The 13,804-nt window shown below is 46.9% G+C and carries 14 protein-coding genes; 12 read left to right on the plus strand and 2 right to left on the minus strand.

The features are described 5' to 3' along the window. Positions 1 to 32: 32 nt before the first annotated feature. Positions 33 to 977: a DNA-3-methyladenine glycosylase family protein gene (locus L6I86_RS19370; protein ID WP_236289710.1), complete on the minus strand. Its 945-nt coding sequence runs from the start codon at positions 975 to 977 to the stop codon at positions 33 to 35. A 153-nt stretch (positions 978 to 1,130) separates the two neighbouring features. Here L6I86_RS19370 and L6I86_RS19375 point away from each other — a divergent pair, with 153 nt between their 5' ends. The 7 genes from L6I86_RS19375 to L6I86_RS19405 all read left to right on the plus strand — a co-directional run bounded on the left by L6I86_RS19375 (position 1,131) and on the right by L6I86_RS19405 (position 7,524). Continuing rightward, complete coding sequence (locus L6I86_RS19375) at positions 1,131 to 1,673, plus strand: bifunctional transcriptional activator/DNA repair enzyme AdaA (protein ID WP_236289712.1); 543 nt, start codon at positions 1,131 to 1,133, stop codon at positions 1,671 to 1,673. 30 nt (positions 1,674 to 1,703) lie between these two features. Then, entirely contained in the window at positions 1,704 to 2,267 is a 564-nt protein-coding gene (locus tag L6I86_RS19380) for a methylated-DNA--[protein]-cysteine S-methyltransferase (RefSeq protein ID WP_236289714.1), read from the plus strand. A gap of 293 nt (positions 2,268 to 2,560) precedes the next feature. Continuing rightward, positions 2,561 to 4,213: a spore germination protein gene (locus tag L6I86_RS19385; RefSeq protein ID WP_420851910.1), complete on the plus strand. Its 1,653-nt coding sequence runs from the start codon at positions 2,561 to 2,563 to the stop codon at positions 4,211 to 4,213. Continuing rightward, positions 4,161 to 5,276: a GerAB/ArcD/ProY family transporter gene (locus L6I86_RS19390; protein WP_236289716.1), complete on the plus strand. Its 1,116-nt coding sequence runs from the start codon at positions 4,161 to 4,163 to the stop codon at positions 5,274 to 5,276. Before L6I86_RS19385 ends, L6I86_RS19390 begins: the two co-directional genes overlap by 53 nt. Then, complete coding sequence (locus L6I86_RS19395; protein ID WP_236289718.1) at positions 5,257 to 6,474, plus strand: Ger(x)C family spore germination protein; 1,218 nt, start codon at positions 5,257 to 5,259, stop codon at positions 6,472 to 6,474. Before L6I86_RS19390 ends, L6I86_RS19395 begins: the two co-directional genes overlap by 20 nt. A 19-nt stretch (positions 6,475 to 6,493) precedes the next feature. Beyond that, positions 6,494 to 6,694, plus strand: a complete 201-nt coding sequence (locus tag L6I86_RS19400) for a CLC_0170 family protein (RefSeq protein WP_068669204.1) — start codon at positions 6,494 to 6,496, stop codon at positions 6,692 to 6,694. Positions 6,695 to 6,708: 14 nt separating this feature from the next. Beyond that, the gene (locus L6I86_RS19405; protein WP_236289720.1) at positions 6,709 to 7,524 is read left to right on the plus strand and encodes an SPL family radical SAM protein; all 816 of its coding nucleotides are present in this window, start codon (positions 6,709 to 6,711) and stop codon (positions 7,522 to 7,524) included. Here the strand turns inward: L6I86_RS19405 and L6I86_RS19410 are convergent. After that, positions 7,521 to 8,489, minus strand: coding sequence for a helix-turn-helix domain-containing protein (locus tag L6I86_RS19410; RefSeq protein WP_236289722.1), 969 nt, complete (start codon positions 8,487 to 8,489; stop codon positions 7,521 to 7,523). The two genes, L6I86_RS19405 and L6I86_RS19410, sit on opposite strands and share 4 nt — an antisense overlap. A 183-nt stretch (positions 8,490 to 8,672) precedes the next feature. On the opposite strand from L6I86_RS19410, the gene L6I86_RS19415 reads away from it, so the two are divergent. The 5 genes from L6I86_RS19415 to L6I86_RS19435 all read left to right on the plus strand — a co-directional run bounded on the left by L6I86_RS19415 (position 8,673) and on the right by L6I86_RS19435 (position 13,802). Next, positions 8,673 to 9,410 (plus strand): ThuA domain-containing protein, encoded by a 738-nt coding sequence (locus L6I86_RS19415; protein WP_236289724.1) that lies wholly within the window; start codon positions 8,673 to 8,675, stop codon positions 9,408 to 9,410. A gap of 176 nt (positions 9,411 to 9,586) precedes the next feature. After that, positions 9,587 to 10,432: an AraC family transcriptional regulator gene (locus L6I86_RS19420; protein ID WP_236289726.1), complete on the plus strand. Its 846-nt coding sequence runs from the start codon at positions 9,587 to 9,589 to the stop codon at positions 10,430 to 10,432. 111 nt (positions 10,433 to 10,543) lie between these two features. After that, entirely contained in the window at positions 10,544 to 12,061 is a 1,518-nt protein-coding gene (locus L6I86_RS19425; RefSeq protein ID WP_236289728.1) for an ABC transporter substrate-binding protein, read from the plus strand. 17 nt (positions 12,062 to 12,078) lie between these two features. Continuing rightward, positions 12,079 to 12,981, plus strand: coding sequence for a carbohydrate ABC transporter permease (locus tag L6I86_RS19430; RefSeq protein ID WP_236289730.1), 903 nt, complete (start codon positions 12,079 to 12,081; stop codon positions 12,979 to 12,981). Next, positions 12,978 to 13,802, plus strand: coding sequence for a carbohydrate ABC transporter permease (locus L6I86_RS19435; RefSeq protein ID WP_236289732.1), 825 nt, complete (start codon positions 12,978 to 12,980; stop codon positions 13,800 to 13,802). Before L6I86_RS19430 ends, L6I86_RS19435 begins: the two co-directional genes overlap by 4 nt. Positions 13,803 to 13,804 lie beyond the last annotated feature (2 nt).

Genomic DNA, 13,804 nt, shown 5'->3' on the forward strand with positions numbered 1-13,804 from the left:
CTACGCCCCCGCGCCGCCCCCCCGCGCCGCGACTAATACAAAACCCGCCACAAGTAAAACGTGGCGTAAGCTTCCCAGCCCCGCCAGCCCTCGGCTAGCTGACGGATCTCTTCAAGCGAGGGCTTGGCCTCGAGCCCAAGCACATGCTTCAGCGCGTTATGCAGGCCGACGTCGGCCAATGGGAACGCTGCGGGGTTGCGCAGACAGCGCATCAGCACATAGTTGGCCGTCCAAGGGCCGATGCCGCGAATGCGCAGCAGATCTTTTTCCATGGCAAGGAAATCGCTCATCGCAAGCAGCCCGGCCTTGGATAACGATCCTTCCGCCATGAGATTGGCAACGCCAATGAGGTACTCCGCTTTTTTACCCGTGAATTGTAAAGCGGTTAAATCCTCGGTCGTGAGGGCAGCAATCCGCTGTGGTGTCGGGAATGCCCAATACGTTCGGCCCTCCCAATCTAGCGAAATGCCGAAGGTTTCGACTAGACGCCTTTTGAGCGTATAGGCAAAAGCCAAATTAATCTGCTGCCCAATAATCCCCCAACTCATCGCTTCAAACAAATCGGGAATCCCCATCAGGCGCAGCCCGCGGAATTCCTCCGTCACTTGTCGCAGGATCGGATCCTCCATCGCATACAATGGCGTCAAATCCGTCCCCAAATCAAACCACTCCCACACATAGCGAGCGATTTCTTCCCGAACTGCAGAGGTTAAACTAGTACCACTATAGTGGACAATTCGGACGTGAAGCACCTCGTCATCCTCACTGTGGACAGCAATAAGTGCGAGGTTATCCCCAAGTGGTAGCAGCTTATAGATGCTAGAGTTATCCACAACGAATAGGCATTCATTGGTTGAGCGGCTTAAATAGCCGATATTTTGCTCATATCGAAAAGGCCCAGGCAGAGCTAGCGAGAGCGTGCTTGTTTGTTCGTACCATTGTAGGCTGGATGGGTCAAAAGCTTGCAGGTGTGGCATCGTCATTCTCCTTATCGGTAGGAAGTCGTTACTTGCATTATCGCCGAGAGCGGCTTTTGTAATCTTGCTTTCTCATCTCGGAACCCTTACAACGACAGACCTGTTTGGGTATACTGAGCTTATTAAAGAAACACAAGGAGAGGGGCATCCGGTATGCAGGAGCGGTTTTGGCAAGCCATTGTAGCGAATGATGCGGCGTATGATGGGACGTTTTATTATGCGGTGGCGACGACAGGGATTTTCTGCCGACCCTCCTGCAAATCGAGGCTTCCGAAGCGGGAGCATGTGCGTATATTTCATCACCGTGAAGCAGCCATTGCAGAGAGCTATCGTCCTTGTAAAAGGTGTCGGCCTGACGGCATCAGGCTCCCCGATGAGGCATGGGTTGCGGAAATGAAGGCGCATATCGAAGAGCGCTTCGCCGAACCGTTGTCGTTAGCGACGCTTTCGGAGCATTTCTATGCGAGTACGTATCATCTGCAAAGGACTTTTAAACGAATAGCTGGCGTGACGCCACTTATGTATATCCAAGAGATCCGGCTTGCGGCAGCTAAAAAGCTTCTAATCACCACGGACATGCCCGTGCAGGTGATCGGGTCGCAAGTGGGGATGTCAAATGCTGCGCATTTTGCGACATTGTTTCAGAAGAAAACAGGACTTACGCCGACAGAGTTTCGGCAACAGCCAGTTCATTAACGATAACCGAGTTGGGAGGTTGGTTGCAACATGGTGACAGAAGTTACGGAAAGTGTGGTAAATCAAACGATTTACTGGGGGGCGGTTCGATTGCAAAATCATAATTTCGTAATGGCGGTAACCGATGCGGGATTGGGTTACTTGCAGTTTCAGAAAGGTGACGCGAGAGATGGCGTTGACGTTGAAGCGTGGCAAGAATTCACCCAATGGGCGAGAAAGATTGGACAACCGAATGGATGGATTCAGCAAGAGGATAGGTTAAAGCCTTACATGCAGCAGCTGGACGAGTATTTGAGTGGGGAGCGAACAAATTTTGAACTGCCACTGGATTTACGGGGGACGGAGTTTCAACAGTCGGTGTGGAGAGCGTTGCACGAGATTGTCCATGGTGAGACGGTAAGTTATTCACAGGTAGCCCAAACGTTAGATAGATCCAGTGCCGTACGTGCGGTTGGTACCGCCATCGGTGCCAATCCTGTGCTTATCGTTGTACCTTGCCATCGCGTCGTAGGGAAGGATGGAGCGTTGACAGGCTATCGCGGCGGTTTGGTGAATAAGGAGAAGCTTTTGCAGTTAGAGCGGCAAGGGAAGTAGAACTGTTGATTCTCTCTATATATGGAAGGTTTTTTACGGTTTATAGGAGTTGTTTATTGTCACTTTTCAATGACAGGAAGCTGCTCCTATTCTCCGTTACAGATAATAAATTCACTCCCATTGACCTTTCCATGCATAGAATCTCAAATATAGATAAAAATACGAGGAAGGAAATGAATGGGAAATAGGAATCTGACATCATCATGAGTGTATTTACGGGGGAGAATTGCGTGACCATTTGGAGTTGGAAGAAGCTACGGACCAAACAAACATCCACAAGTCAGCAGCCTCGGATGATACCGCTGAAGAATTCACCTGCTCATCAGGTTATGGAAGCCAATAAAGAGGCAAGTGTCGGTACGCAACTCGAAGCGACGATTACATACGTTCAACAGATACTCGGTGAAAATGACGATTTCATCATACGCCGGTTTTGCATATTTGACGATCTACCAGCTGTTGTCATGTTTTTCCCTGATTTGATTGATAAGCAGTATCTGAACGATCACATTCTAAAGCCTTTGATGTTAACGTCCTCTCAAGACGCTAAAGCAGTAAGCCGACCTATGAAAGATTATCTTCTGAACGATACCCTTTATGCGTGTGAAGGCAGAACGGAAACTCAGCTGAATGAAATTATCCAAGCCATCGTAGAAGGGAAAACCGTCCTTTTAGTTGATGGAGTAACCGATGCGTTTATCTTCAGTACACGCCATGTTGACAAGCGATCGATCACACAACCAGAAACGGAACAGGTGATCCGTGGCGCAAGGGAAGGCTTTATCGAAATGTTGGGTACGAATCTAGCCCTGCTTCGCTACCGTCTCCCGACGCCGGACCTACGGATAAAAACGATTCGTATAGGACGTATCACCAAATCCAAAGTGGCGCTCTGCTACATTGACGGCATTGTGAATCCAGCACTTGTAGAAGAAGTGTTCAGACGTTTATCGTTGATTGATATTGATGGCATCCTGGACGTTGGATATTTGGAACAGTTTATCGAAGATAACCACTTTTCGCCGTTCCCGCAAATTCAAAACACGGAACGACCCGATAAAGCGGTCGCCAATCTTTTGGAAGGCAGGGTTGTCTTGCTCGTAGACGGTTCTCCGTTTGCCCTCATATTGCCAACCGTGTTCAGTCAATTTTACCAAACGATCGAAGACTACTCAGAACGGTTTCTCCTCGTCAGTTTCATACGACTGTCGCGTTTGGTAGCCTTGATTTTCTCACTAATATTTCCATCGTTATATGTGGCCCTCATTTCGTTTAATCCGGAGCTTATCCCTACAGAATTTGCAGTAGCGGTAGCTGGGGGGAGAGCGGGAGTGCCTTTCCCTTCGGTTATTGAAGTTTTGATCATGGAGATATCGATGGAAGTACTAAGGGAAGCGACACTTCGGCTGCCGCAACAGGTTGGTGGAGCGCTCTCCATTGTCGGTGTGCTAGTCGTTGGGCAGGCAGCGGTTGCGGCAGGTTTTATCTCGCCAATCACGGTTGTTATCATCGCCTTGACGACGATCGGTTCCTTTGCGACACCGGCTTACAATGCGGCTTTAGCGCTGAGGCTGCTGCGCTTCCCACTAGTCATTTTATCAGGCATATTTGGCTTATATGGGGTAATGATCGGGTTGATTCTGATTGCCAACCATATGCTTTCCTTAAGATCATTTGGTGTTCCTTACTTGAGCCCGGTAGTCCCCGGTAATTTCCAAGGGATGAAGGATACGATAGCACGGTTGCCCCTGTGGTCTATGCCGAAGAGGCCGGCACTTTTACACACACCTAATGACACCCGTCTTGGGAAAATAACAAAAGAAATGAGTGAAGAAGCGCCAAACAACACATTAGACCCTTTGAAAGTCGGAGATACAAGGAGGAACGTAACTGATGGAGCATCCTCGCCAGGTAACAGTGATACAAGCGGCGATCATACTGATTAGTACAATCATTGGGGTGGGGGTGTTAGCCCTCTCGTTATTTGCTGTCAGAGCAGCCGATTCAGGGGCGCCTCTTGTCACATTGCTAGGCTTTTTGGTTGGTCTATTAGGACTTTGGTTATTAACCAAGCTCGGGATGCGTTTTCCCACGAAATCTATTATTGAGTACAGCGAGGATCTGATTGGTAAATGGCCAGCGCGTGGATTTAGTGTTCTGATTATCTTGTTCTTTTGCTTGATTACAGCCCTGGCATCACGTGAATTTGGGGAGGTTGTCGTCACTTCCGTTTTAACTAAAACACCCCTAGAGGTGACTGTGATCGTTATGTTGCTGCTAGCGGCTGTTTCTGCTCGCGTAGATATAACGACATTTACTTACTTTCACCATTTTTATTTCCCGATCATCGTATTTCCGGGACTAGTTATTGTCGTGCTCTCACTAAAGAATGCACACTTAATTAATCTTCTTCCCCTGTGGGGAAATGAACCAACCGGTATGCCAATGGGAATTCTCACGATGGCTGCCTTATTTCAAGGCTCATTTGTCATGACGATCGTCATACCTGCGATGCGCAGGCCGGAGAAAGCCATGATTGCTGGGTTTATTGGTATGTTAGCAGCTGGGTCTTTTTATATACTTATCGTGATTGCTACCGTGGGCGTCTTCGGAGCTGAGGAAATTAAGAAATTAGTCTGGCCGACATTGGAATTAGCCAAGACGACATCACTGCCTGCCAATATCCTAGAGCGTTTAGACGGTGCATTTCTTGCTGTATGGGTTACCGCAGTGTTTACGACATTGTTGTCTTCCTATTATTTAGCCATATATTTCTCAAGCCAGCTTTTACGTTTGCGAGATCATAAAATGTTTACCTTCTTAGTTGTCCCCTTTATCTATGTCATTGCGATGTTCTCACAAAATCTGCTGCAGATGTATGAAATCATTCAAATTGTCGGTCGCTGGGGACTAATCTTCACAGTTGCGTATCCATTGGTCTTATTTGTTGTGGCCATGATTCGAAAGAAAAAAAATCGGGGTGATCAACTTGTGGCAAAATCTGATTAAACAGATTCTTGTTTTCGTGTTGGTTGCCCCTTTGCTTACAGGCTGCTGGGATCGCCTAGAAATCGAAGATCGAGCCGTCGTCCTGGCGATTGGCATTGATAAGGCGAAGCCGGGTGATGAGAAAGAAAGCAGCAATGCTACGCATATTCTGGGCCAGGATCCAGAGGCCAATAAGGGACTCATTCGTATCACCGTCCAAATAGCTGTTCCCGGCCGCATTCCGCTAGGAGCAGGGAGCGGATCCGGCAGCCCTTCCGGGGAAAAACCAGTCTGGGTGCTGACCAGCGTCGGATATACCATTCAGGATGCTTTATTGAATCTTCAGCAGCAGCTCGCAGATAAGTTGTTTTTTGGCCATTTACGGGTCATTGTGATTTCGGAAGCCGTAGCCAAAAAAGGGATTGAGAATGAAAACGACTTCTTTCGGCGTCAACCTCAGGTCAGAAGAACCGTTTGGATGGTCGTATCCAAAGGAAATGCGGCTGACATCATGAACGCCACTCCGCAATTGGAACGTGTTCCGTCTTTATATCTGCTCGCTACCCTGGAACATTCTAGAGAAAGGGGCACTCTGCCCAACATTTTCTTGGGTGTCTTTTTAAGTGCGAATTCTGCCAAGGGGCAGGAAGGGATGCTTCCTTATTTGGAATTAAAGAAGGAATCGAACATTGAGCTTGCTGGGATGGCCTATTTTAAAAACGATAAAATGGTTGGCGTCACAACAGCCTTGCAAATCGGACATTATATGGCGATCAAACAAATCAACCCAGGGGGGTATAGTGTTATTCAGGAAATGCCAGGCTCAAAAACGTTAGTTATTTTTAAGTCTACTCACCGAAAGTCGCGAATAACGACAACAATTAAAAATGGAAAAGTGCATACCATCATAAAATGTCAAATCGAAGGGGATTTAACGGAGAAATCGAATGAAAAGGTGTTCATTACAAAAGGAAATTTGAAGAAGCTGGAGGAGAAAATTCAAGAAGACGCTAACGTGGGATTCGGGAAATTAATTCAGCAGACTCAGAAGGATGGCAGTGACATCTTCGGTTTCGGTGAATATGTGCGCGCGACGCAGCCAGCCTACTGGAACAAGGAAATCAAAACCGAGGAATCATGGCAAGATCAATATAAAGAGATGTCCTTCGATGTCACGGTACACGTTAAGATTAGACGAATTGGGACGAAAACCAACTAGGGAAGGAAGGATTCGGCCAATGATTACCTTTAACAATTACACGGTTTTGCTGCTGTTGGTCTCTGGGTTGCTCGTGTTAGTTTTCGATGTGAAAAATTATACGAAGGCCAACATGCCCAAAGAGAAAAAAGGGGCTTTATTTGCAGGATGGTTCAATATTTCTTTAGGAATCCTTTCGTTCTTCGGCTATTGGGTGTATGAGAAGTGGTTCTGGAAATAAAAGGAGGGTCACTCATGGTCAATGTGCAGCGGAAGCAATCTAAGCAGCTGCTGACGAAAGCGAGCGGCTTCCTCGAGGGCTACTCGCATACCTTAAATCCGTACACCGGCTGCGCCTTCGCCTGCTCCTACTGCTATGTGCGGCAAATGCCGGTGGCCTTGTTTCGCAGCGAAGCTTGGGGCAGCTGGGTCGACGTGAAGGAGAACGCTCCCGCACTCCTCGCCAAGGAACTGGCGAGGGCCAAGAGCAAAGGGCCCGTCACGATCTTCTTCTCCTCGGCGACGGATCCGTATCAGCCGATCGAATACAAGGAGTGCCTCACCCGCGCGCTCCTCGAAGTGATGTCCGCGGATCCGCCGGACTTCTTGTTCGTGCAAACCCGCAGCCCGCTCGTGACGCGGGATGCGGACCTGCTTCAGCTGCTCGGCGACCGCGTCCGAGTCAGCATGACGGTGGAGACGGACCGCGAGGAGATCCGCCGCGCGTTCACCCCAGCCGCGCCACCGATCGCGGCGCGGTTAGAGGCACTCCGCGAGCTCGCGTCTCGCGGAATTCCAGTGCAGGCCACGATAGCGCCAGCGCTGCCCAGCTCGGATGGCTTCGCCGAGCGGTTGGCAGGCATCGTGGATCGGGTGTGCATCGACGATTACTTCATGGGCGATGGCAGTGGGGGAGGGCGCACAGGACGCATCGGCGTGCGTGCCATCTATGACGCGCTGGAGCTGACCGACTGGTACAGTCGGGATGCGTATCGGCGCGTGCACGAACAGCTCCTGCGGCATTTCCCACAGGAGCGTGTCTTCATCAGCCAAGCGGGATTCCTCCCCTAAGGGCACGCCGTTCTTAACTCTGTTATTGCCCCGACCGGTTGCTCATCCTGCACCTCCGTATGATCTCGGAGCCGCTGCTTGAATTCCTTAGGCGAGCATTGATTGTATCGCTTGAATAGTTTATAGAACTGAGCCATGTTCTGAATGCCGGCTTCATAACTAATTTCCATAATGCTGAGATCCCCTGTGAGCAGAAGGCGCTCGGCTTTTTTGATACGTTTATAATTCACATAATCAATAAAGGATAGTCCCATCACTTTTTTAAAATACTTAATAAAGTAATGATAACTCAGATTTAGAATGCGGCACACATCTTCGACCGTTATTCGCTCTGTCAAATGCTCATCGATATAATTCAGCGCTGGGCGCAAACGTGAGATGCCTGAATCCTCGGTCAGCCCAGCAAGATCACGTTTATCATTGCGCAGAAGGAGCAACAGGAGGTGTTTAATGGCAGCAACGATGGCTAGCTCATAACCGATGGTACGCGTTTGTGACTCTTCATGAATTTGCCGGATAAGCTGATAAGCTTTTGCTCTAACCGCACTATTCGACCGGAAAAGTTCATTAAATGGTTCGAGAGAATGCGTCAACTCCGAAAATAAATGCAAATAAGCGAGAGTGCTCAGATCAAAATGCTGTGTCAGATCGATTTGAAATACAATTTGGTGCAAAGGCGCTTCTGAGTATTTATGTGTGCGATGGGGTTGTGAGGAACCAAGTAACAAGACATCCCCTGCCTCCATAACCGTATAAGCATCTTTCGTTTGGATGCCGAGTTGACCCTGGGTTACGACGAGAAACTCAACTTGCTTATGCCAATGCCATGTCCAAGGGTCGGGCAAGCCACATTGGGGGTAGTCATGTTTGATTTCCCATATTTTTAAGAATAGAAGCGGGTTCTGGTACACGACTTCTTCATTTCTAATTTCAGTTAAATTTGCAGGACTAAGAGTAGGGTTCATGGGTAAGAATACCTCACTAGCTGGACATTTTCGAATAAGATTTAGTTGGAATAAGTATAACATTGCGAGACATCCGATGACACTATTGAATAAGAAGTAACCACAATTCTACCTTTCCTGAACGCTTGAGAAAATCTATACTCAGAAGTAAGAATGAATACGCTATCGTGGAGGCCTAGAATGATGAGTAAACCATTAAATGTAACTGTTTGGAACGAGCATCGTCATGAAAAAGAAAGTGAAATTGTCCGAGCTGCCTACCCAGATGGCATACATACAGCCATTGGTGAGGGCCTGAGCGGTTCTGTCCAAGTCACCTATGCAACATTAGACGATCCTGAACATGGTTTGTCGGAAGAAGTTTTGAACAATACGGACGTTCTGATCTGGTGGGGTCATAAAGCACACGGCGAAGTACAAGATGAGATCGTAGCTCGTGTTCAAAAGCGTGTATGGGCAGGCATGGGCTTAATCGTCCTGCATTCCGGCCACTTCTCCAAAGTATTCAAAACTCTTATGGGCACATCCTGTGATCTCAAATGGCGCGAAGCTGACGAGAAGGAACGCCTATGGGTTGTTGCTCCAGGCCATCCAATCGTGGAAGGCATTGGCGAGTACATAGATCTTGAGGCAGAGGAAATGTACGGGGAGCATTTTGACATCCCACAACCGGATGAACTCATCATGGTTTCTTGGTTCGAAGGCGGCGAAGTGTTCCGCAGCGGTTGTACGTTCCATCGTGGGAACGGGAAGATTTTCTACTTCCGTCCAGGTCATGAAACATACCGTACGTACTACAATGAGCAAATCCGCCGCGTCATCTCCAATGCGGTTCAGTGGGCAGCGCCATCCACGCGCGAATACCCGAAATACGGTAACCACAAGCCATTGGAAGAGATTAAAGCGAAGGTTAAAGCTTAAATTCATAGCGTAGCGAAGTACCGAGCATGCTCCCAAATCTTTGGGGGCATGCTTTTTGCTGTTTTCAATGAGTTGATTTTGCTAGAATAAGAGACATTGAGCGACGCCTCTGGGATGACAATCATGTTATCTCAGGAGCTTTTTTTTCGTAACCATACCCAATAAGGAGTGAATCCATGTCAACTCAGATCGAGGATCTATATGCGATTACGTTGTTTGATATTAAAAAAATACAATACTACTCTCGGATCATGTTTGATTTCGATCAGCCTTATCTGACGGTATCTTATATCAAAAAAGGAGAGGTTATTACAACAGACGACGGTAAAGAGTATATAGCCAAAACCGGAGATGTTATGATTCATCGTCCCCATACGCCTTTTAATGTTATTTCACAAGAAGAAGGTGTTCATTACCTCCTCAGCTTGAAATTGCATGTTAGAGAAGGAGAAGATTTCTTCCAGCTGTTTCCCTTGGATAAAGTTATTAAAATTAGGGACTCCGCGCTGTATGAGAAGAAGTTCGACGAGCTTCAAGACTTATGGCAGCAGAAAAATGAGGGAATCTGCTCTATGCAGTCAGCCTTTCTAGCGCTCTTTCTGATTCATGAAATTGTAGAAAGCTCTAAAATCGGTGAGAAGCGCAAATCCAGAGAGACGTTCGAAATTGCCCGGTTTAATTATGCCCTGCATTATATCGAGAAGGGGCTGGAGCGCAATATTACTCGCGAGGAATTAGCGGAAATTTACCATATGAATCCGGTTTATTTTAGCCGGGCCTTTAAACAGGTGTATGATCTAACGCCGATGCAGATGCTTCAAAAAATGCGTGTTATGCAAGCCAAACGGATGCTGGAAGACCCCGAGAATACGATTGAATTCATTTCTCAAAAATGCGGGTTCTACGATGCGTCCCATTTCAACCGAGCTTTTCAAAAAACATACCATATGTCCCCCAATCAATTTCGAAAAAGTATCAAAAGTACAAAAAGTGGAATCGCGTCTACATGGTCTGAGGATTAATTGTAAGATAACATAATAGTTAAATCGAAGGCATCCAATCCTCATTGCGCACCCTACACGAGCTCTTCGTTCAGGAAGTAACATTTTTCAAAAATAAAGGGGGATATACCATTGGTACAAAAACGGAAGTATGCTGCCTTATTCATCGGATCTGCTCTAATTGTACAAGGTTTGACGGCTTGTTCAGCTTCAAATCCGAATCCGAACAGCACAGGAACTCCTGTTGCAACAGGGACTGCCGGGGACAAAGCCCAGACGTCGACATCCGGAGAAAAAGTTACCTTGCGCGTGATGGACTGGGCAGACAGTGAGAAGCCTTTTCGTGAAAAATTTATCAAAGATTTCGAAGCCAAATACCCCAACATCAAAATCGAATATACGCTAATGAGCGTCGATCAATTTCAGAATACTATTACAACCGCGATTAAATCGGGGGATGCACCGGATCTATATCCAATACCCGGCAACATGTCATTGAGTATGGCGGTTAAGGGAGAGTGGTATCAGCCGTTAGATCCTTATATTGACGACGCTTTCAAAAACCAATTCGCAGAGGGCGCTTTTGTTGAAGGCTCGACGATGCTGAATGGAAAAATCTATTCCATTCCGGCTATGGCGAGTGTGCCGAGTACGCTTGTATTTTACAATAAACAGTTGTTTCGAGATGCCGGATTAGACCCCGAAAACCCGCCAAAGACATATACGGAATTCCGCCAAGCCGCTAAGAAAATTACAGAAGCAGGCAAAGGCAAAGCTTACGGTATCATCGAGGGCGGTAAACAAATCGGTCGATGGAAATTAGCGGCTATGGACTGGTCGGCACTGGGAGGCAGCGGTTTAAATCAACAATCGCCGATCAGTTTGGTAACGCATGATGCTAACTATGACGGTAAAGAAGTACTTGATGTCATGAATGTATTCAAGGGGTTGAAGGATGACGGAAGTTTTCATCCGAAGACGATGAGCATATCTGCACCTGAAGCTCGAGCCTTATTTGGAGAAGGCCAAGCCGGGTTTATATTGCAGGGGGAATGGTCGATTGGCGTATGGAAACGTGACAACCCTAACTTGGACTTTGGTGTCATGGCGCCGCCTGTTCCGGATGCAGGTCAGAAGGGCTTCTTGCCTAGATCCAGCTATAGTCCTTGGATTGGCATGTCCAAAACAACGAAGCATCCCAAAGAAGCCGCCCTATATTTAAAGGAGTACTTCAACAAAGATTATCAGTCCGTACTCGTGAAAGCGGGAGATCGCTTCTCTATTCTCAAAGAGGTTAATGAGAGCTCATCGGAAATACCACAATTCAAGCAGTACTATGACATCGCTCAGAAGTATTCGCGTTTAGTGCCTAATCCACAAATCAGGAACCCTGAGCTTGCAAGTGTTTACGGGAATTATAAGGATGTTCAGCCAGGTGTAGGTGATATTCTCCAAGGCGTTGTTGCAGGGGCAATTAAAGAACCCAATACGGCACTTAAGCAGTTTTCTGATATTGTCGATAAGTCATTAGATACAGCGATTGCGAAGGCAAAGTCGGAAGGCGCGAAGGTAGATAAAAATGATTTCATTTTCTCTAATTGGAGTTCTGACAAAAATTACTCGCAGCAAGATTATAAGTCAATTCAATGACGGGGAGTTCGCGCATCATGAAAACCAAGTGGAGAATTGAATTGTGGTGTTGGTTATTCCTACTTCCTACTGTAGCCCTTTTCGTTCTGTTTCAAGGCTGGCCGATCGCGGCCAGCTTCTACTATGCCATGTTGGATTGGTCGGGTTTAACATCGGATTCAACTTTTGTCGGACTACGTAATTTTGTTGACGTGGCGAAGGATCCGTACTTTTGGAATGCGTATAAAAATAGTTTTAAATTCATGTTGGGTGTAGTGCCATTAAATCTCCTTGTCCCCTTAGTACTTGCCGTCGTTTTGAATCGTCCCAGGCTTAAGGGAGCCAGCATATATCGAACGTTAATCTTTTTGCCAGTGGTCACGACGACATCGATTGTCGGTATAATCATGGTTTTCATCTGGGGCAGTGACGGAGCGGTGAATGATGCGCTTATGAAAATAGGTTGGCTCGATACGCCGATTAATTGGTTAGGCGACGCCAAATGGTCAATGTTTACCGTTATTCTCATCTCGGTGTGGAAAAACTTAGGCATTAACATGATTTATTGGCTTGCCGGACTGCAGAGCATTCCCAAGGATCTTTATGAGGCGGCTGAAGTGGATGGCGCAAGAGGGACGAAATTATTTGTCTATATCACGATACCCCTTCTATTGCCGATAGGAGCCGTCATCTTATTGCTAAATGTCGTCAACTCGCTGAAGGTGTTTGATTTAATTAAAACAATGACGAACGGAGGTCCCTTCTTTGCCACGGATGTTGTGTCCACGTATATTTACAGGTACGCATTTTCCAGTGAAATGGGATTGCCTCAATTAGGATATGCTTCGGCAGCGGGTCTGTTCTTTGCAGTAACGATTAGTATTCTAGCCATTATCCAATCCGTGCTGAATAAACGAATGAAAGGTCGTGCACAATCATGAAAACCTTTCGATTAACCATGTTTCACGTCGTCATGACTGCTTTTTGTCTTGTATGGATCTATCCGTTCTTATGGATGGTTTCAGCGTCCTTCAAAACCCAGAGTGAGTTTTTTGCAAACGGCCTTAAGCTACTTCCAAACAGCTTTCAAATGGGCAACCTGATCAGAGCATGGAATGAAGCAAACTTTGAGCGATACTTTCTAAATAGTGTGGTTATCTCCATCAGCACCATCCTCATCGTACTTATCGCAACAGCAACTTGCGGCTATGTGCTTGGCAGGTATACGTTCAGAGGAAAGAAATTGCTCTTAGGCGTTCTAGTTGCCAGCATGTTTGTTCCTATGGAGTTTGCGATTATTCCGATCTATGATCTAATCAAAAATTTGGGACTGATGAACAATTTACTGGGGGTTATTCTTGCGGAAGCGGGAGGGGCGCATATTATATTTATCCTGCTTTTCTCCACTTTCTTCAGTCAGATTCCTAAGGAGCTGGAGGAGGCTTCCATCATGGATGGTTGTGGATTTTTAAGGACATTTCTTAGGATCATGCTTCCATTATCCAAACCCATCGTCGGCAGTGTGACGATCATGCAGTTCATTTGGTCCTGGAACTCGTTCATGATTCCTCTAATACTAACGCTCAGTTCCCCCAATCTCCGTCCACTTGCTGTTGGATTGTATGCATTAAGGGGAGAGAACGTTGTAGATTGGACAGGGATTGCAGCTGGAGGTACGATCGCCATTCTTCCGATCATCGTTATTTTCTTGTTCTTGCAGCGCTACTTTGTAGATGGGATTGCCGGGGCAGTGAAGGGTTAATG

This window comes from Paenibacillus allorhizoplanae, assembly GCF_927798215.1.
GTDB classification, from domain to species: domain Bacteria; phylum Bacillota; class Bacilli; order Paenibacillales; family NBRC-103111; genus Paenibacillus_E; species Paenibacillus_E allorhizoplanae.